Annotated in this window: 23 protein-coding genes; all 23 read right to left on the bottom strand. The window is 41.4% G+C overall.

Features of this window, described 5'->3' with window-relative positions; genetic code table 11:
- Positions 1 to 72: 72 nt before the first annotated feature.
- On the bottom strand, positions 73 to 1,698 hold the full coding sequence (locus GX348_04145) for a DUF342 domain-containing protein (GenBank protein NLP41379.1): 1,626 nt from the start codon (positions 1,696 to 1,698) through the stop codon (positions 73 to 75).
- A 9-nt stretch (positions 1,699 to 1,707) separates the two neighbouring features.
- A complete protein-coding gene (locus tag GX348_04140; GenBank protein NLP41378.1) occupies positions 1,708 to 2,466 on the bottom strand; it encodes a FliA/WhiG family RNA polymerase sigma factor in 759 nt (252 codons plus the stop codon).
- 22 nt (positions 2,467 to 2,488) lie between these two features.
- Positions 2,489 to 2,812 (bottom strand): hypothetical protein, encoded by a 324-nt coding sequence (locus GX348_04135; GenBank protein ID NLP41377.1) that lies wholly within the window; start codon positions 2,810 to 2,812, stop codon positions 2,489 to 2,491.
- Positions 2,813 to 2,825: 13 nt separating this feature from the next.
- Positions 2,826 to 3,311 (bottom strand): chemotaxis protein CheD, encoded by a 486-nt coding sequence (locus tag GX348_04130; protein NLP41376.1) that lies wholly within the window; start codon positions 3,309 to 3,311, stop codon positions 2,826 to 2,828.
- Complete coding sequence (locus GX348_04125) at positions 3,311 to 3,931, bottom strand: chemotaxis protein CheC (protein NLP41375.1); 621 nt, start codon at positions 3,929 to 3,931, stop codon at positions 3,311 to 3,313. The genes GX348_04130 and GX348_04125 overlap by 1 nt, the downstream gene beginning before the upstream one ends.
- 47 nt (positions 3,932 to 3,978) lie before the next feature.
- Positions 3,979 to 4,443 (bottom strand): chemotaxis protein CheW, encoded by a 465-nt coding sequence (locus GX348_04120; protein ID NLP41374.1) that lies wholly within the window; start codon positions 4,441 to 4,443, stop codon positions 3,979 to 3,981.
- 14 nt (positions 4,444 to 4,457) lie between these two features.
- A complete protein-coding gene (locus tag GX348_04115) occupies positions 4,458 to 6,500 on the bottom strand; it encodes a chemotaxis protein CheA (protein ID NLP41373.1) in 2,043 nt (680 codons plus the stop codon).
- A 17-nt stretch (positions 6,501 to 6,517) separates the two neighbouring features.
- Positions 6,518 to 7,576 carry a chemotaxis response regulator protein-glutamate methylesterase gene (locus tag GX348_04110; GenBank protein ID NLP41372.1) on the bottom strand — a complete coding sequence of 353 codons (1,059 nt, stop codon included), beginning with the start codon at positions 7,574 to 7,576 and terminating at the stop codon, positions 6,518 to 6,520.
- 26 nt (positions 7,577 to 7,602) lie between these two features.
- Positions 7,603 to 8,280 (bottom strand): pilus assembly protein PilZ, encoded by a 678-nt coding sequence (locus tag GX348_04105; GenBank protein ID NLP41371.1) that lies wholly within the window; start codon positions 8,278 to 8,280, stop codon positions 7,603 to 7,605.
- Positions 8,277 to 9,164 carry a MinD/ParA family protein gene (locus tag GX348_04100; GenBank protein ID NLP41370.1) on the bottom strand — a complete coding sequence of 296 codons (888 nt, stop codon included), beginning with the start codon at positions 9,162 to 9,164 and terminating at the stop codon, positions 8,277 to 8,279. Before GX348_04100 ends, GX348_04105 begins: the two co-directional genes overlap by 4 nt.
- Position 9,165: 1 nt before the next feature.
- On the bottom strand, positions 9,166 to 10,257 hold the full coding sequence (gene flhF / locus GX348_04095) for a flagellar biosynthesis protein FlhF (GenBank protein ID NLP41369.1): 1,092 nt from the start codon (positions 10,255 to 10,257) through the stop codon (positions 9,166 to 9,168).
- A gap of 1 nt (position 10,258) precedes the next feature.
- Positions 10,259 to 12,322, bottom strand: coding sequence for a flagellar biosynthesis protein FlhA (flhA, locus tag GX348_04090; GenBank protein NLP41368.1), 2,064 nt, complete (start codon positions 12,320 to 12,322; stop codon positions 10,259 to 10,261).
- A gap of 18 nt (positions 12,323 to 12,340) precedes the next feature.
- Positions 12,341 to 13,489 (bottom strand): flagellar biosynthesis protein FlhB, encoded by a 1,149-nt coding sequence (gene flhB / locus GX348_04085; protein NLP41367.1) that lies wholly within the window; start codon positions 13,487 to 13,489, stop codon positions 12,341 to 12,343.
- Positions 13,443 to 14,222 (bottom strand): flagellar type III secretion system protein FliR, encoded by a 780-nt coding sequence (gene fliR, locus GX348_04080; GenBank protein ID NLP41366.1) that lies wholly within the window; start codon positions 14,220 to 14,222, stop codon positions 13,443 to 13,445. Before fliR ends, flhB begins: the two co-directional genes overlap by 47 nt.
- A 12-nt stretch (positions 14,223 to 14,234) precedes the next feature.
- A complete protein-coding gene (gene fliQ / locus GX348_04075; protein ID NLP41365.1) occupies positions 14,235 to 14,504 on the bottom strand; it encodes a flagellar biosynthesis protein FliQ in 270 nt (89 codons plus the stop codon).
- 10 nt (positions 14,505 to 14,514) lie between these two features.
- Positions 14,515 to 15,267 carry a flagellar type III secretion system pore protein FliP gene (gene fliP, locus GX348_04070; GenBank protein ID NLP41364.1) on the bottom strand — a complete coding sequence of 251 codons (753 nt, stop codon included), beginning with the start codon at positions 15,265 to 15,267 and terminating at the stop codon, positions 14,515 to 14,517.
- 14 nt (positions 15,268 to 15,281) lie between these two features.
- Complete coding sequence (gene fliO / locus GX348_04065) at positions 15,282 to 15,845, bottom strand: flagellar biosynthetic protein FliO (protein NLP41363.1); 564 nt, start codon at positions 15,843 to 15,845, stop codon at positions 15,282 to 15,284.
- Positions 15,846 to 15,847: 2 nt separating this feature from the next.
- Positions 15,848 to 16,210, bottom strand: coding sequence for a response regulator (locus tag GX348_04060; GenBank protein NLP41362.1), 363 nt, complete (start codon positions 16,208 to 16,210; stop codon positions 15,848 to 15,850).
- 48 nt (positions 16,211 to 16,258) lie between these two features.
- On the bottom strand, positions 16,259 to 17,404 hold the full coding sequence (gene fliY / locus GX348_04055; GenBank protein ID NLP41361.1) for a flagellar motor switch phosphatase FliY: 1,146 nt from the start codon (positions 17,402 to 17,404) through the stop codon (positions 16,259 to 16,261).
- Positions 17,397 to 18,401 carry a flagellar motor switch protein FliM gene (gene fliM, locus GX348_04050; protein NLP41360.1) on the bottom strand — a complete coding sequence of 335 codons (1,005 nt, stop codon included), beginning with the start codon at positions 18,399 to 18,401 and terminating at the stop codon, positions 17,397 to 17,399. The genes fliY and fliM overlap by 8 nt, the downstream gene beginning before the upstream one ends.
- A gap of 55 nt (positions 18,402 to 18,456) precedes the next feature.
- Positions 18,457 to 18,927 (bottom strand): flagellar basal body-associated FliL family protein, encoded by a 471-nt coding sequence (locus GX348_04045; GenBank protein NLP41359.1) that lies wholly within the window; start codon positions 18,925 to 18,927, stop codon positions 18,457 to 18,459.
- A gap of 94 nt (positions 18,928 to 19,021) precedes the next feature.
- Complete coding sequence (locus GX348_04040) at positions 19,022 to 19,219, bottom strand: flagellar FlbD family protein (GenBank protein ID NLP41358.1); 198 nt, start codon at positions 19,217 to 19,219, stop codon at positions 19,022 to 19,024.
- A gap of 61 nt (positions 19,220 to 19,280) precedes the next feature.
- Positions 19,281 to 20,138, bottom strand: an 858-nt coding sequence (locus tag GX348_04035) for a flagellar hook-basal body complex protein (protein NLP41357.1), incomplete at its 5' end; no start/stop codon positions are given.

Here is a 20,138-nt window from a genome sequence, read left to right as displayed (position 1 = left end):
TTTTTATATCCGCCTAGGCGGCGATATACAACAGGGGTGAATAATCCACAATTTAATACTTAAGGCTATCTTCTATTTATAAGAACCAACTTTTATTTCGCCATCTTCAGCGTAAAAAGAAACAAATTTTTGCTGCTCGCGAATAGGTTTAACTAAATTTCCCACAATAATTTTAACCCCTGGATAAATAACATCAGCGATACGAATGCGCCCATACCTCATCTCTTCGAATGCCAATTCTATCTCTAAAACTCGATTACGATAAGTTTCAACCTGCCTGGCTAGATGAAATTGCGCTTTGGTCAACTTCAGAAGCATTTCCCGCTTGTCCTGTGACATTCTGGCTTGATCCATGGATTTTAATATGCCGACAGCTTTAATAGTTTGGTCTAGGCTAATCTCTAGCTTTTTAATCTCTTTACGGATACTTTGAGATTCTTCTCGTAATTCAGGATTAACACCAACTTCTAATTCAGTATTGGTTGCCATATGTGTACCCGCAATTTTAGCCCGGATTTCTTCTCCGGCTATAACAGTTCCTCCAGCAATAAGGCCTCTGCGCCCCTCTACAACAACTTTCTTTCCAGCGGAAATCTTAGAGTGTAGTATAACATCATTAACAGTAACATCTAGCCCTGCGAAAACGTTTGCATTTTCAATAAACTTAGCGATAACATTTTCCGTAGCTTTAATATAGCCACGGTGCATTCCCTGTATTCCCATCCGGATAATTACATTCTTTCCTTCTACGGTTCCACCGCTTACAGCACCAAAGATTTCAACGTTACCTAGCGCTTTAACAGTAAAACCTGCTTGAACCGAACCGCGTACAATCACATTTCCGACAAAATCGATATTACCTGTCGATAAATCGACATCTTCCTTGACTTCTATAAGCGGAATAACATTAATCTTATTATTGGCAATTACCATCTGACCAGCAATACCTGCAACTAATTTATTACCTTCGATTACTTTGACATTTTTACCGATAGGGAGTGGTATATCCTTGCCCGGCTTAGGGGCAACCGGATAACCTAAAATATCCGTTCCCGCACTGCCAGGAGTCGGCGGTATCTTCTCGGCCAATAATTCACCTTCATACACTGTCGTAAAAATATTTAAACTCTTAAAATCCACTCGTCCGTCTTCTTGTTCGGTCGGCCGGCCTTTGTTTTCCGTATCGATACGGTACTCTATACGCCCATTTTCTCCGTCCGTCGCACGCTGACCTCTTGCAAAGATAACTTTTAAGCCCGGCCTTTCGAATGCCTTCTGTACCATCTCGTGATCAATTCCAAAAATGATGCCGCACTCTTGAATTTTATTCATAACAAAATCCATCGTAATTGGACGGCAATTTTTCGTTGTGACTATTTCCAGAGTCGCTTCCATTCGATCGCGAGTAACTGTAACTTGGACTTCCGGATCCACTTCGGGCGCCACTGGTTCGGCAATTTTTACTGGTTCTCCTTTTGCCTCGCGGATGGTTCGAATTGTTAGATATTTATCAAACTCGGATATTTGCCTTCTTTCTAATTCTTCAAAAATGGCAGGTTCGGTAACGCGAATTCCATCACCTGCGGGTGGATGTACAGTAAGGAATAAGCCATCTTCCATAGCAGTGATAGAATAAAACCCGTCCAAACTATTCACATTTTGTTGAGCTTGCTCCAAAACCCGTTCATCATCATTCATATTAATACCTCAAATCAGACTGTCTTTGATCCTTGACAAAGCACCCCGCATCCTAAATACCGCCTTTGTATGAAGTTGAGATATGCGGGCTTCCGAAAGTTTCATAATCAGACTTATTTCTTTCAGTGTCAAGCCTTCATAATAGTATAAAGTAACTACCATTTTTTCCTTTTCCGGCAGTCTATCGATTGATTTGGCCAAAGTTGCCTTAACTTCTTGGTCTTCGATATTTTCTGATGGATTAAACGTTTGATTTGATGATGTCTCGGTTTTTGCAAATTCTTCGAGAGGAATTATTGTACTGGTATTAAGCTTATTGAGTAGGTTCTGCAGTTCGGTCACTGTAATTTCTAACGCATCGGCTACCTCTTGATCGGTTGCCGATCGTCCTAGTTTATTTTCAAGCTGAGTAAGAACTTTTTCGTACTGCCGTGCCTTTTGGCGTATTGAAGCAGGCACCCAGTCTTGGGCTCGAATAGAATCAATAATTGATCCCCTTATACGCGCAACAGCATAAGTCTCGAATTTAATACCTCTAACTGGATCGAAACGATCTATTGCCTCAAGCAAACCAAAAAAACCATTACTTGCTAGGTCATCTCTATCCACATGCTGGGGCATACCGATTGCAAGCCTGCCTGCTACAAGCTTCACAAGCGGCAGATAATGCTCAATTAAGCAGTCACGAATTTTTGGTGCTTTACTTTGCTGATACTGCTGCCATAATTGATTTATATTGTCAATTTTCTTTTGATTTACATCCATCATTTACCCCCCCAACTCGCCTTTATCAATCCTTGGGCGTGGGAATGCGTTCTAGATTGTCGGGGGTGAACGGAGTGAACGAATTATCCTCGGCATCACTCTCGCTGACCGGTTCCTGTTTACTAATAATATCGATCCTTTGTCCTTTAGAGTTAAGTCCCATTAATTTGGGTTTCACAAACTTTTCGACTGCCATCGCCAGAATATAGCTGACCAAACCGAATACAATGAAAGATACCGCGAAACGATAAATAGAGGCTGACAGCCTGATATCAGACAAAATACTCGTTATTAAGGTCAGGGTTCCAACCAGCAATGCTACGCCTAGGGAACACCATAGCTTACGCACGCTATCCCCCCTACTACAATTCTTTTTCGCCTTTGTCGATAGTTTTCACCCGGTAGACTCCGGAATCCAACTTTAACTCAACTGTTCGTCCGTAGTTTCCGCCTGTGTCCTCTGCAACTATTCTAATATCTATCTTTTTTAGGACTGTTCTCACTGCTTCAGTATTCCGTTCACCAACTCGCATAATATTAGTCGCGTTTGCAAAAGTGAACATTTGAGCCCCGCCCGCAATTTTTGCAATTATTCGTGATTTAGATGCTCCCAGTCTTATCATATCATCAACCATGAGCGGTAGCGCAGTATCAGCAAACTTAGCCGGATTTTCCGCAGAACGAGCTTGAGTGCTGTCAGGCAGCATAATGTGAGCTAACCCGCCTACTTTAGTGATTGAATCGTACAATGCTATTCCGACGCATGATCCTAATCCGTAGCTAATCAGGCTAGCTGGGTTTTTGGCTACCTTGTAGTCTGCCATGCCTACTTTTATTAACTCAGGCATTATTCCTTCACCCCTATTGCTGTCATAATCGTATTCAGAGAGCCAGGATCAGGAATAAGGAAGAAGTGACCTTTTACACCGTCATTGTCCGTAGTAAACTCAGTTTCTATTACAAGCGCATGATCACCCATTTGCCCAAGTTGCGCCAAAATAACACTTAATATCGCACCGGCCATATCCATTGCCAACGCAGGAATTGACGGCAACAAAGTAAGATTTGTAAAGTAAGAGAGAGCATTGAGATATGCTCCGGCAAGTATGTTACCTATTTCCATTAGTGCCGACTCATCCATTGAGGTTAAACTTTTAGTACTACCTTGTTCACGCCCCATAAGCATATCAACAAGATAAAAAGCACTTTCACGCGGGAGTAAAAATAATATGCTGCTAGGCGCAGGGCCAAAGACACGCAAGTAAACGCCGGCTACCATAGCGTCAGGGCCGCCAACTACATCCGGTACGTCATTCAATGGCATAATAGCAACCTGTGGAACAGTCATATCAATTTTTCGATTAATAATTTGCGATAGAGCAGTAGCGGAGTTGCCAGCACCGACATTACCAATTTCTCGCAGGGCATCAAGCTGCAATGCTGACAATTTTAAAATATCTTCGGCCAATATTTCCACCCCATTTTATCAATTGGAAAAAGCTAATATTATCTTGATTAGCCAACTTTGCTATCCTGACTTATACCAATAATTTCATCCAGGTTAAGAAGAATTAACAGCCTGTCATCTTGCTTACCGACACCGCTCAGATAGTTAGCAGCTACACCGCCTACAACTGCGCTGGGCGGTTCAATATTTTCTTGGTTGAGTGCTGTGACTTCTGAAACAGAGTCTACAATCATACCTACCGTAAGATCTTCAATTTTAACTATTATAATACGAGTATCGTCACTGTCATCAATCGACGGCAAGTTCAGCCTTTTACGCAAGTCCAGGACCGGAAGTACACTGCCGCGTAAATTTATAACCCCTTTTATATATGGTGGTGTATGAGGAACACGTGTAATTTCAGTCATCCGCTTGATTTCTTGCACCTCAAGAATACTAATACCGTATTCCTCCCGCCCTAGCTTAAAAACAACCAGTTGGACTTCACCATCTGAGTAAGTTTTTTCTGACAAGTCTCTCCCCCCTATTATTGTAGTAAAGAACCAATATCAAGGATAAGTGCTACCTGACCATTGCCCAGTATAGTTGCGCCAGCAATAACTTTTATACCTGCAAGCAATTTCCCTAGTGACTTTATAACTATTTCCTGCTGACCAATAAGGTTATCAACTACAATACCAGCTTTGTTATCACCCATATGGACAATAACAATGAACAATTCATCTTGAGACTCTTGATTGTCTTGCTGACAACCTAATACGTTTGATAAACGGACGATTGGAATTATCTGACCACGTAATAAAATTACTTCTTGATTCTGAATTGTTTTTATATCATCTTGTATGATACTAATAGTACTATCAATAGATCCTAACGGAATTGCATAAATTTCTTCGCAAACATTGACAAGAAGAGCTTGAATAATTGCAAGCGTTAGTGGCAGACGGATTTTAAACCTACTACCCATATTTATCTTGGTTTCAACGTCTACCATACCACCAAGTGATTCAATCTTATTCTTAACTGCGTCCATCCCAACACCGCGCCCTGATACATCTGTTACAGTTTCTGCGGTTGAGAACCCGGGGAAAAAGACTAACCTAACAGCATCGTTATTATCAAGCTTATCGGCCTCTGCCTGAGTAATTAGATTTTTTTCTACTGCCTTACGCCTGATAATGTCCGGGTCGATTCCTTTACCGTCGTCCTCGACCATTATTATGACATTATTGCCCTCATGGCGAGCTATTAAACGTATTTCCCCGACAGGGTTTTTACCATTGGCTTGCCTTTCTTCAGGATGCTCAACTCCGTGATCAATAGCATTCCGGAGAAGATGTACAAGCGGGTCGCCTATTTCATCAATTACCGTGCGGTCCAATTCAGTCTCTTCGCCCTGAATAATTAAATTTATTTCCTTATTTAATTCTTTCGATAGGTCACGAACCATACGCGGAAATCTATTAAACACTTGCCCGACTGGAACCATTCTCACTTTCATAACTACAGCCTGTAAATCAGTAGTTACGCGATCCATTTGTTCAATTGTTTCAACAAGGTCAGTCAGGCGGTGAGTTAAGCCGATTTGTTCTAGCCTTGTTTTATTAATAACCAGTTCGCCTACTAAATTTAGCAGCGAATCTAACTTTTCAATGTCAACCCGAACTGACTGCCCACTTCTCATCTTTTTGTCAGTAGCGTTTTGATGAATCCCATTTGTATCAGACTCTTTATTCTCTTTACGGTCTTTCTCTGATTGGCTTTGCTTGTTCTGCTCACTCTTAGTCTCAGCGTTAGCTGTTTCGGAATCTTCAGTACAATTAGCAAAATCAAGTGCAATTATTTCAATGTTATCTACCTCGGATATTGACAGAAGCATTTGTTCGATTCTTGCTGGCTCCGCGTCAGTAACTACGACTGCTTGGAAAGTAAAGTCAAAGTTCTCTTTCTCTAATTCATCGACCGGCGGGACACTCTTAATCACTTCACCTAACTCATCAAGAGCACTCATTGCCATATATGCTCTAGCGGACTTTAACAGACAAGTCTCGCGCAGGGCTACTTTTACTTCGTAAGCCAACATGCCCTGCTTTTGAGCTTGGCTTATTACATTAACTTCATGATCATCTAGCGCAATTTGCGGCTCAGTTTTTACACTTCCTGCTGGCTCGACAGCAACAGCAGTAGTTTCACCCTTTGCCAACTGATTGAGCTTAGTTTGCAGTGATTTAACGTCAAGCGGCGTTTCTTCGCCATTTGCTACATTTTCGACAAGTTGCTCGAGAGTATCAATACACTTGAAAATTGTGTTGATGATTTCCTCTGTAGGCTTCAAACTACCTTTCCTAAGCAAATCAAGAACATTTTCCATTTCATGAGTAAGCTCAGCAATAGCCGTGAACCCCATAGTTGCGGACATACCTTTAATTGTATGGGCACTACGAAAAATTTCGTCCAAGACGACCAAGTTATTGGGCTCATTTTCCAGTTCCAGAATACAACGATTTAACGTCTCCAAATGCTCGCGTGATTCTTCCAGAAACATTCCCATATACTGATTTAATTCCATCGTTACACCCCCCAGTATTATTTACTGACCATTCTTACAATTTCAGCTGCGACACCCGACAGGGGCACAACCTTGTCTATTACGCCTAATTCTATAGCTGATTTAGGCATACCAAAAACTACAGCGGTTGACTGATCTTCTGCAATTGTATAGCCTTGTTGTTTCTTTATTGCTTGCATACCTTTTGCACCGTCATGACCCATGCCAGTCAGGATTACACCTAGTGCCCGCTTTCCATAACATCTGGCAACCGACTCAAATAGTGGATCTACTGCAGGACGATGACCTCCAACCGACGGACTTTGATTTAACTTTACCAATTTTCGATTAGCGTCACGCTCAACTGTCATATGATAATCGCCAGGCGCAATCAACGCTAAGCCAGGCCGAATGACGTCATTATGCTCAGCTTCTTTTACCGTAATAGATGATAACGAATTTAATCTTTCCGATAATGATTTTGTGAATCCTGGCGGCATATGCTGGACAATAACTACACCGCATGGCAAGTTTCCCGGCAACCTTGTGATAATCTCCTGCAATGCCCTAGGGCCTCCGGTGGACGTTCCAATAGCAATAATCTGATCATCGCATGTAAATGTTCCTGGGGATGGTGAGGGAGTTGGGGTTGCAATTGGAATCACTACACGTGACCGTTCTGAATTCTTGGTAAGGGACGTAACGTTGACTTTTGCTGCGGCTCGGCATTTTACTAAAATTTCGTTTTTTATGCTCGCAACATTTGATATAGGACCAGCCGTTTTGGCTACAAAATCTACAGCACCAAGCTCTAAGGCCCTAATTGTGGCATCGGTTCCGGCACGGGTTAAACTGCTTACCATTACAACCGGCGTAGGTGTCTCGCGCATAATGATTTCAAGGGCTTTGATGCCATCCATTATTGGCATTTCAACATCCATAGTAATAACATCAGGTTTTAGCCACTTTGCCTTATCGGCCGCATCTTTGCCGTTCCTCGCCGTATCAACCACAGTAAAATCTTGTTCGGCAGTGAACACATCTGATAATAATTTTAGCATAAAAGCAGAATCGTCGACAACTAATACTTTAATCATGCGTCATCCCACCATAAAATAAGTTTTTATAAACCTTTTTGCCGGTATTCTAGCTGTTTCTTAAAAACAAATTTAATTATCTTACTGCGCAAGCCTTCTGATAGGCCAAGATACTTTAAACCTATCCAATATAATGAACGATCCTCATCGGGCTTATCAACTCTAACAACCTCTGCAGAAGTCTCAATTGTTCCAGATTCCGGCAGTTCAATGTGCATTTGGACACGATTCCCAAGCTTAAGCGGTTTTTTTGAAACCACTCTTAATCCCCCGCCGCTAATATCTTTTGTTATTGCATTTATTAGCGTGCTAGGTTCGTTAACATTGGTTAAAATCTGTATTGAAACAGGTACCATTGCCTCAACACGAACGAAAGCTCTTTGCTGAAGTTTTTTTATATCACTCGGCAAAGATACAATCCAAATGGGCAACGGATAAATCCGTTTATCAAGCAGGCTGCTTTGAAAGTGATATACAGAACCATCAGCAAAGACTTTTCCGTAAAACCGGGCGCCGCGATCCAAATGAATCGGATAGCCTTTCCTTATAGGCATTGCAATTGTTAAATTTTGGGGTGATGTATCCTCAATGCGGCTGTTGAATTGTTCATTCGGAGGTTGATCAAGCATAATCTCCAGCCGTCGATTTACTTTAAATACATTATCTAGCGTGATAGCAATTACCTCCTCAACAGCCAGTTTCACCGTACCATTTCCAAAAATTTACGAAAGAAACCTCGAATTCCATTGTTTTGGACAATATTTTTACCACTCAGCAGGCGTTCGGCAATATGCTCTATACATTTAGCCGAAACTGTATTAGGAAAAGCTAATAGCAGCGGCTTTTGCGACTTTACTGATTTTACTAAATTGCGATCTTCGAAAACAAACCCTAAGCTATCAATTTTTAATGCAAGAAAGCGGAAGGCAACTTTGACTAATTTATCAACAACAAGCTGACCTTCCTCTGTTTCACTGACTCTGTTTACAACAAGCCGGAGCGGAGCTTTACCTTGATTTGCTTCATAAGCTTTCATCATTGCATACGCATCAGTGATTGAAGTTGGTTCAGGTGTTGTCACAATAATCACTTCATCTGCGGCGGTTACAAAATTCAATACTGTGCGATTAAGACCAGCTCCTGTATCGATAAGAATGATATCGGCCCAACTATCAAAAGCTGTTATCTTAGTTATTAATCGCTGAAGGTGAAACTCGTCCAAATTCGCAAGCTGGTAAATACCTGAGCCGCCTGACATGAATTTAATGCCACGCGGTCCGTCAGTTATAACGTCTTCAGCGTTAACGCCTTCTTCCAGCAGCTTTAATATATTAGCGCGGGCAGAGCACCCCAATATTACGTCAACATTAGCTGTACCAAGATCAGCATCAATGACTAAAACCTTCTTGCCATAGCCGGCTAATGCTAACGCAAGATTGACGGTGAAATTGGTTTTGCCAACACCGCCTTTACCATTGGTTATAGCAATAACACGCGATCTCAGAGTTTCAGCCTTAATAACCGGACTTTGAAAAGTTTCATAGGTGCTCCTGACAAGTTGGCGCAATTTTTCTGCTTGATCTCGCATATCAATCCCTCAATACCATATTTGCCATTTTTATAGGATTAGCCAACTCAATATCATCCGGGACATTCTGTCCTGTTGTAATATAGGATAAAGATGCTGTAAAAGTATAAAGCAAATTGAAGACTGTACCTAGATTGCTAGCCTCATCCATTTTGGTAAATAAAAATTTTTGGGGTGAACAAACTGAAAACTTTTGGACGACGTCAACCGCATCCTTATACTTTGTTGAAGCACTTAGTACAAGGTGAGTTTCTATGTATGGATCTATCTCAAGCAAAGCCTGCAATTCAGCTAACTGATAGTGATTGTGCGGGCTTCTGCCGGCAGTATCAATTAAAATAAGATTTTTATCATTATGTCGGTAAATAGCAGATTTTAGTTCATCAGGAGTATATATTATTTCTATCGGTATCCCGATAATATCGGCATAAGTCTTAAGCTGCTCGACCGCAGATATACGGTAAGTATCAGCAGTTAACAAGGCCACCTTACAGCCTTGTTTTAGCGTGAAATTAGCGGCTAGCTTGGCTATAGTAGTTGTTTTCCCTACACCCGTAGGACCAACTAAGGCGACTATTCTGGGACCACGCGGCGGTATCGAAATGCCTTCAACCCGTTTGAAGTAATTAGCTACTCGTTCGGTTAAAAACTGCTGAACCATAGCATTATCACCATTAGCGATTTCATGCTCGTGAGGCAGACCTTTTATCAAATTCTCGGCTATTTGTTTATCAACATCGTTTCTTACAAGCAAATCAAACAAAGGTGATTTACGTTTATCATTAGCGGGCATTTTATCAAGAACTTGCTCCAACATTTTGCGCATATTCGCAAGTTCAAGCTGCAATACAGCTTCCTTGGGATTATCATTGTTGTAACGCGGCGACGAGTTAACAACCTTGGCTTCCTTTACTGATAAAGCAGGTGTATCAACAGCGGCCATTATTTCAAACGTTTCTTGTGAAAATAAGCCAAAAAAACCACCTTTGTGTAAACGTCTGGAATGCAGAATTACAGCGTCACGCCCTAATTCTTTTTTAACTTGTGTCATAGCATCTTGCATTGACTTTCCGGTGAAAACTTTAACTTTCAATTTATAATTTCACCATCCCTAATGCTTGTACTTCAATTTTCGGCTCTAATTCAGCATATGACAGAACAGTAAGATTAGGAGCAACGCGTTCTGTTAGTTTACGAAAATACGGGCGTACTGTCGGACTGGTTAGAATGATCGGCTGATAACCCATATTAGTCAATTTAGGCAGTTCGCTAGTTAGGCTAGTAATAATCGCCTGCATAGTTTGTGGTTCAAGCGCTACATAAGACCCGTGCTCCGTCCGCTGTACAGCTGAATTAACAATTTCTTCTAATTGGGGATCGACAGTAAGGCAAACTAAACTATTATCAGGCGCAAATTGACGTGATAACTGCCGAGCCAGTGCATGGCGAACGTATTCAGTTAATATCTCGGTATCCTTAGTCATCTGTGCATAATCAGCTAATGTCTCTAAAATCGAAACCATGTCGCGTATCGATATGCGTTCACGTAAAAGTCCGGCTAGAACTTTTTGAATATCACCGATTGATATCAGATTAGGTACCAGTTCCTCAACAACAGCAGGATTATTTTGTTTAACAGCATCTACAAGAGTCTGAACTTCTTGGCGTCCAAGAATTTCTGCGGCATGAGACTTAATTAGTTCGGTTAGATGCGTTGTTAATACTGAAACAGGGTCAACAACTGTATACCCTGCCAGTTCGGCCTGTTCCCGGTTTGATTCTTGAATCCACAGTGCAGGCAACCCGAAGGCCGGTTCTACCGTCTCAATACCAACAACTTCCTCCATAACCGTTCCTGGATTCATGGCTAAATAATGATCAAGTAATAATTCGCCCTTTGCAATCTCGATACCTTTTAATTTGATTACGTATACGTTTGGTTTTAGTTGAATGTTGTCTCTAATTCTAATTGTCGGAACGATAAGCCCTAACTCTAAAGCGCACTGACGGCGGATCATAACGACTCTGTCGAGTAGGTCCCCGCCTTGACCCGCATCAACCATCGGAATTAGGCTATAGCCAATTTCGAGCTCCATCGGATCAACTTGTAATAGGGATACGATATTTTCCGGCTTACGTACTTCTTCTTTCTCCTGCTCTTCTTGTTGCATAATCTCAGATTGGGCAGCTGAACGGGCAGTTTTTTGAAGAATATAACCCACACCACCAGCTCCCAGACCGAGGGCAAAAAACGGTATGGCCGGAAGTCCCGGGATTAAGGCTAACAAAGCAAGTACACCTGATGCAATAAAAAATACTCTTGGATTAGTAAATATCTGACTTACAATATCATGACCAAGGTTTGATTCAGACGCGGCACGAGTAACAACGATACCAGTTGCCGTTGATATTAAAAGCGCTGGGATCTGATTCACCAGACCCTCGCCAACAGTTAGCAGCGTATATGTATGTAATGCCTGTAAAACATCCATATTACGCTGAACCATACCTATGAAAAAACCGCCGACAATATTTATAATAATAATAATAATTGCCGCTATTGCATCGCCTTTAACAAATTTGCTCGCACCATCCATTGCACCGTAAAAGTCAGCCTCCCGCTGAATATTCTTACGCCGCTGTCGAGCCTCGACATCGCTTATCGCTCCTGAATTTAAATCGGCATCGATGCTCATTTGTTTACCTGGCATAGCATCAAGCGTAAAGCGGGCTGCCACTTCAGCTACCCTTTCGGCACCTTTTGTTATAACAATAAATTGAATAATAACTAGTATAACGAAAACGATAAAACCAACAACGGCATTACCGCCAACAACAAAATTACCAAACGCCATAATAACTTCGCCGGCGTAGCCTTCAAGCAGAATTAGTCTGGTTGATGATACGTTCAGAGCCAATCTGAATAGCGTAGTTACGAGCAACAATGATGGGAAAACTGAAAACTCCAGCGGCTCAACATTATATATCGCAACCATTACAATGATTAGGGCAAAAGTTATATTAAACGCTAACAATATATCAAGAAGAAATGTTGGCAGTGGAATAATCATCATAACCACGATGGTAATTATGGCAACTGCGGCCATAATATCGCTGTATTTTATTATTTTGCTAAGAGGCGACGCTTGAGCAGCCAAATTTTATCGCTCCTTCTATTAGGACAACCGTTTTTTCAATCGATATACATATGCTAAAACCTCAGCAACTGCCTGATACAGTTCTGGCGGCACCGATGATCCGATGTCAACAGCACTGTACAAGCTACGTGCCAAGGGCTTATTTTCTACAATAGTAACCTTGTTTTCTCGGGCCACTTCTTTAATCCGCTGAGCTATAAAGTCTTGACCTTTAGCCACGACTACTGGCGCGGCCATGGATTGATCGTATTTTAAAGCAACAGCAAAATGAGTCGGGTTTGTTACTACAACATCAGCTTTCGGGACCTCTTGCATCATTCGCTGCATAGCAAACGCCCGCTGACGCTCTTTAATTTTACCCTTTATTTGAGGGTTGCCTTCCATCTGCTTGTATTCTTCCTTAACTTCCTGCTTGCTCATTTTGAGACTTTGTTTATGTTCCCATGTTTGATATAAGAAGTCTACAGCTGCCAAAACAATCATAACGGCACTAATTTGGAATACCAAATCTAAGGTAAAGGATACAGCAGTGTTTAAAGAATCAGCCAGTTCTGCGCCAATCAGTTTAGGCACTTCACCAGAAGTCTTCAAAATAAACCGATAAACAAAATAGCTCACAATCGTGATCTTTATGATTGACTTTAAAAGTTCAACAAGCGATCGCTTGGAAAACACCCGTTTAAAACCAGACAGTGGGTTAATTCTACTAAATTGAGGCATAAGAGGCTCGAGAGAAAACATAAATCCCACCTGAATCAAATTAGAAATAAGCCCAACAAGCGCAATAACCAGCATGACTGGAAGTATGGCTTTAAAAAGGACAATGGCAAAATTAATAAATAATAACTGAACAGATTCAGCAGTAAAATCAGCTGCTGAAAAGCTAGTGAATGCCAGCCGCATATAGTCAGCCAATTCAGTATAGATATATCCGCCGACTACCTTTAAAGCAAAAAAGGCCGCTAAAATAACAAACGCCGAGTTAATTTCAATACTACGCGCTACTTGACCCTTTTTACGAGCCTCTTCTTTACGTTTTGGAGTCGCATCTTCAGTTTTTTCACCATTAAATAACTGTAAGTTAAATTCCTGTAATTTATAATTAGAGGACACGCGATTATTAACCCATTCTGGAGAGAAGGCGGTAAATGTCTTTGTACATGCCACTAAATGCCACCTCCAGAAACATAATATAAAATGGTAATGCCATTGAAAGAACAAACAACCCAACTATTATTTTTCCTGGGACACCAACAATAAAGATATTCATTTGCGGCATAGTTCGAGCAAGTATGCCTAGCGCAACATCCATCAGTAACAACGATAGCAACACTGGAAAACATATCTTTATAGCGATGATAAACATGCCGCCAACCATGTTAACCATAACTTCTGTTATCTCAGAATGATAGATAAAGCCAGTGACCGGAATCAGTTTAAAACTGCTAAATAAAGCGGCAAGCAGCATATGATGGCTATTTGTGGCTAAAAACACTAATAACGCCAGAATATATTTGAAATTACCAACCAACGGCAGTTGTTGTCCAGATTGCGGATCAAGGACGTTGACGATACCAAATCCAATTTGCATATCCAATAATTGCCCGGCCATTTGAATTGCAGAAAAAACAAGTGACGCCGCAAAGCCAATAATTAATCCGATTAAGAACTCACTAGCCACTAAAAACAGATACCCTATAAAACCATCTGGAATAGTGGTTGTCTCATTAAAAACTAACGGAAATAAAATAAATGTTAATGCCAAAGCCAAGCCTGCCTTAACAGTGACTGATACATTTCGGCTGCCAAAAATCGGCGCCATAGAAAAAATACCGGTAATTCGCGTAAATACTAATAAAAAAAAACCAGTTTGATTTTGCATCAGTTCAAATAAATCCATTTATACCACCTGCTAGCGAATCATCTGCGGTAAACTGACAAAAATCTCGTGGGTATAGCTAACCATAATACTCAGCATCCAAGGTCCAAAAATAAGAATTGCAACAAATACCGCAACGATTTTCGGAATGAATGCTAACGTTTGTTCTTGAATTTGGGTGGTAGCCTGAAAGATACTAACTAAAATCCCCACAGTCAGCCCTAGGCCTAGCATGGGAGCTGACACCATCAATACCATCAGCAAAGCATCACGGCCCACTTGGATTGCTAAATCACCCGACATAATTTCCTCCTTAGTTAAAGCTTGTTACCAGCGATCGAATCAAAAGGTGCCAGCCATCCACCAAGATGAACAACAAAATTTTAAACGGCAGCGAAATCATAACCGGCGGAACCATCATCATTCCCATTGACATTAGAGTACTCGCAACAACCATGTCAATAACAATAAACGGTATATAAATTAAGAAACCGATCTGAAAAGCTGTCTTTAGCTCACTAATGACAAACGCTGGAATTAATGTTGTAGTTGGAATATCGTCCGGTGAATCAGGTCGCGACATTTCTGATAAATTGACAAAAAGCGCTAAATCATTCTCGCGCGTTTGCTTGAACATAAACTCGCGCATAGGCTTTAGTGATTCTGTCATAGCCACATCTTGAGATATTGCCCCTGCAACATATGGCTGCAGAGCATTCTTATTAATTTGCTCCAAATACGGCGACATCGTAAAAAATGTAAGGAATAGCGCCAAGCCAATTAAAACTTGGTTAGGCGGCATTTGCTGTGTAGCCAAGGCACTCCGCAGAAAAGAAAGCACTACAATAATCCGAGTAAAAGACGTCATCATAACTAGAATTGACGGAGCTAGCGCTAGCACAGTCAAAGTGAATAATATTTGCAAACTTAAAGCCACATCTTTAGGATCATTCGCTTCCTCCACCCCAATATTTATGTTAGGGACTGGGATGAGCGGAGCAGCTTCAGTCGCTGGTGTAAGCGAGATTAAAATTATCGCTATAATTGCTGTTAGGCAAACTCTAATACTAGGCAATTTCCTTACCTCTTCTCACTTTCATTATCATGGTTATGGTGATTCCGATTATTAAAGACGGTAGGGAATTTTTGCGACATTTGTTGTAAAGAGGCAAGTTGTCGTTGAAAGACGCTGTCAAACGAAGTTGGTGTAGACTGAGTTGCCGTCTGCTGCCGCAATCCTGCGATCCGGGCTTCATCTGTTATTTCTTCGAGCAGCGTGATATTATGGTCAGTAACACCTAATACTAATACCTTCCCGGCAACATCCACTACTTGAATTGCACGATTAGGGCCAAGCATCAGCGTAGCAAGGACTCGATGGTCTGCATTGGCCGAAGCTTGTCCCATCTTTTGGCCTAAAAATCGTGAGGTTAGATATGCAAGACCAATAACTACCGCAAACGTAATAATAATCGAAAACACATAGGCAATATTAGCAAGCCAAGATGTTGAAGAAGGTTGGGGCTCCTGATAATGCAAATATTCGCCAGTCGTTTCAGCAGCCCATACTTCACCAGCCGGCATTATAACTAGAAGGCTGACTATTAGAACAATAAAATTGCGGTACTTATATTTGCTATACATTTTTAGCCTACTGCTTTACGAACGGCTTCAAGTACTCGATCGGCCTGGAATGGCTTTACAATAAAATCACGCGCGCCCGACTGAATAGCTTCTATTACCATCGCCTGCTGCCCCATCGCACTACACATTATAATTTTGGCATTCGGATCAGTTTTTTTAATTTCTTTAACAGCAGTAATACCATCCATTTCAGGCATAGTAATATCCATGGTAGTTAAGTCAGGTTTCAATTCCTGATATTTCTCAACCGCCTTTAAACCGTTTTCGGCCTCGCCAACAATCTCATAGCCATTTTTTGATAAAATATCTTTTATCATCATTCTCATGAATGCAGCGTCATCCACAATCAGAACTCTAATTGCCATCAGTTAATCTCCCCTCAATCTCTTTTTTTAGGTCTTTGAACAGACAATTCATTGTAAATTGCTGGCTCGTTCTAGCGGGCTAATGATATCCGTAATCCTCACGCCGAAATTCTCATCAATAACTACAACCTCACCCTTGGCAATAAGTTTACCATTGACTAAAACATCGACAGGCTCTCCTGCTAGTTTATCAAGCTCAACAACTGACCCCGGCGATAATTCCAATATATCGCGAATTAATTTCTTGGTTCGCCCCAATTCCACCGTAACTTGTAGCGGAACATCCATAATAAGTCCTATATTGGTATCACTCATGTCAGCAGTTGACTGTTGCAGCGGCGCAAATTGTACCGGCTGAACAGCTACATTTTGAGCTGGCTGCTGCCTCGGCGGCGGTGCAGCTACTTGTGGTGTATAAGCAGCATTATTAGTTGAACTAGGCAGCGTTGGGGGAGCTGTAGACGGTTGCTGCGCCGGTGCCGTCTTCGGTTGAGCCTGCTGAGCAGGTTGTGGCTGCTGTGGCTGCTGTACAGCTGATACTAAACTTTCAACCATATCTTTGGCCACATTGATAGGCAAAATCTGCATAATTTCACTATCAATTAAGTCTTCAACTTCCATTCTAAACGCAACCTTAACAAGGCTATCATCGAGTAACGCCGTATTAGTGATTGGTGACTCTGAGGCGAAGTCAATCAGGTTCATACGGGGCGGCGAGATATCGATTTTCTTTTTAAACACAGTCGACAGTGATGTTGCTACAGAGCCCATCATCTGGTTCATTGCCTCGCCAACAGCACTCATGTAAAGCTCATTATTTAATTCAGTTGGAGTATTGGTTCCGTCCCCTCCCATCATTAAATCAGCAATAATTAAAGCATCCATTTCCCGAATCGCTAGCAGATTGGTACCCGTTATCCCTTGCGTATAGCCGACTTCAATAACTAAGTAAGGCAAAGGGTATTCATTTTGAATGTCTTTTCGCGTAGAGAGTGAAACGCGCGGCGTTGTAATTGACACACGCCTGCCAAGAAGGATTGATAAGGTTGTAGCAGCACTTCCCATCGAAATATTTCCAATTTCACCCAGCGCATCATTTTCTATTTCTGTCAGTTCAGCGACAGGAGATGAAGTTACTGGTTCGCCCCTTAGCAAGGCGTCAATTTCTTCTTGAGATAAAAAACCATCATTCATCTTTGTCATCTCCCTCTGAAATTATTTCTGTAATTTGGATAGCTAACTTGCTTTTTGAAAGGCCTGGTTTACATCTAAACTTTTCGCGCTGACCTATGATAACATTTAGCTCGTGCTCAACCTTGGTGTTAAGCTGCAAAACATCGCCAACGTTTAGATCAAGCAGCTCATGAACGGTAATATTTGCACGGCCAAGCTCGACAACTACCGGGATTAAGGCTTTTTCCAATTTGCGCTGAATAGCATTAATATGTTCGGGTAAGGATTGCTTTGCAATTGAAGATGAAACCCAAAAAGTTGTTGTCAATTTTGACATTATCGGTTCAAGCACAAAATACGGAATACAGATGTTTATCAAACCTTCAGCTTGGCCAATTTTAGCTTGGAGAGTTATAATTACAACCATATCATTAGGCGGTACAATTTGGGTAAACTGCGGATTGGTTTCAATAACTTCTAACCGCGGTTCTATCGGAATTACCTGTTTCCATGCCTCTTGAAAACTTTCTAAGGCCTTATTTATAACCCTTTTGGTAATTGCTTCTTCTATATCGGTCAACGCCCTAGGCTTTGCCGGCGGCAGTCCCGGACCGCCAAAGAGCCGGTCAATTATCGAAAAAACTATGTTGGGATTAAGTTCAAGAATTACATTTCCTTTAAGCGGCCGCATAGTGAAAACGCTAATAACACTGGGACTAGGCAGCGAACGGATAAATTCTTCATATGTCAATTGATCTACAGATGCGACATTTATGTGAACAAGCGCTCGTAGATGAGCTGAAAGATAAGTATTTAGCAACCGGGCAAAGTTCTCATGAATCATGTTAAGAGTGCGAATTTGGTCTTTAGAAAATTTATCAGGCCGCTTAAAGTCATAAACCTTAATTTTGCGCTGTTTTTGTTCAACTTTAATTTCTTCAGCCGATACAACACCGGTCGATATCGCCGATAACAGTTCATCTATTTCCGATTGCGAAAGTACATCAGAACCTGACAATATTTCTCCTCCTCTCGACACCATTATATCGGCTTAGCACATACCAATCTATCAATTACTGCAAAACAAAGTTAGTAATATATACTTCATAGACTTTTTCTTCGCCAAGCGCTTTATTGATCTCAGTTTTCAATAATTCTTTAAGTAAATCTTGTTTGGATGGCTCAAAGTCTTCAATTTTCTGTGATCTAAGGACATGCACTACTGTATCAAGGATTTTAACTTCCTCAGGCGTAGGCATTTTTCCTTCCTTTATATCGGTTTTTTTGTCAGATTTTAGTTCTAAAATTATTCCAATTTTTAAATACCGGCCGCTATTAACGCCGCCAATATTAAGGACTAACCCGTCTTTTTCGCCTATTTTCATAAATACGCCAGGCTCACGCTGCGCTGTCGCTATATCGGCTGTTTTGTCAGAAACAATTTTGGTTGCAATAAAATAGGATATTCCACCTGCTAATAGCAGGCCAAATACAACCATGCCCACAATCATCATCATTGGAAACTTCTTCTCACCTTCGGCCACCAAAGCCACCTCCACCACTTACACATCAATAATTTAAGTTCTTGCGCCTTTTGCTCGCTGCTATGTCCCGCGTGTACGCGGCTAAGATACTCAGTTAGCGAAAGTTCCGAAATATTGCCCGCCGATAATCCATAACCTTACGAACAATTTCTTCAGCAGATTCCTCAACAATAAGTTTTTTGCCGGTGGTTAATGTAATTACTGTGTCTGGCGTCTGCTCAATGGTCTCGATAAGTTCGGCGTTGAGCACAAATTCATTATCACGTGATTTTAAACGGCTAACTTTAATCATAAATAGGCCTCCGTAATATTTTATTATAGGGGGGACTTTACATCCCCCCTATTTCGATTAACTAGCGTTTGAGATTAGCAAGTTCCTGCAGCATTTCATCGGAAACCGAAATAATCTTGGAATTGGCCTGAAAACCCCGTTGCGTAATAATCATATTACTAAACTCTTGGGCCAAATCAACATTAGACATTTCAAGCGATCCTGGATTGAACTTGCCACGCCCGCCAGTGTTAGCCGGCCCTATTTGAGCCGTACCCGAGTTATTTGACTGGGTGTACATATTATCCCCGACTTTATTTAGACCTGATGGGTTATTGAAGGTTGCCAGAGCTACTCTGCCAAGCGCCATGCTTTGACCATTGCTGAAACGACCAGTAATAATGCCATCGGTGTCGATAGTTTTACTTTCTAGAGTGCCAGATGCATATCCATTTGAATCTGCCTGCACTGTAGATTCTCCACCAAACTGTGTTAGTGCGGAGAAATCCGGTACTACCGTAAAAGCAGGAGCACTGCCAGTGGGTGTTATAAGTATGCTTTTTATTACTGTTCCTGTTGCAGTATAATTGCCTGTTGCGGCATCAAAGGCAATTACTGATTCATCTGATTCATCAGCTGCAACTACAGCTCCACTATCGGCAGGACTTATTACTGTGAACTTCCATTCATTGTTTGCTGATTTTTGAAAATAGCCGCTTACCTTATGAGCATTTCCCTGCGCATCATATGCATTAACCGATACTGGCACTCGCGAACCTGCGCCAATAGGAGCTTCGGAAGAAAGGTTGTTCACAAAAGTCATATCAGTAGTCTTTTGCGCCGCCATACTAGAACCTACAGGAACTTGAATATTTGTAGTTGGTTGATTAGTATCGATATTTCCGTTAGCATCAGCCATCCAGCCCATTACTTTATAACC

Source organism: Veillonellaceae bacterium (assembly GCA_012523975.1).
GTDB lineage: Bacteria > Bacillota > Negativicutes > JAAYSF01 > JAAYSF01 > JAAYSF01.
The sequence above is the reverse complement of the archived record's forward strand: the minus strand, read 5'-3'. Positions and strand labels throughout refer to the sequence as shown.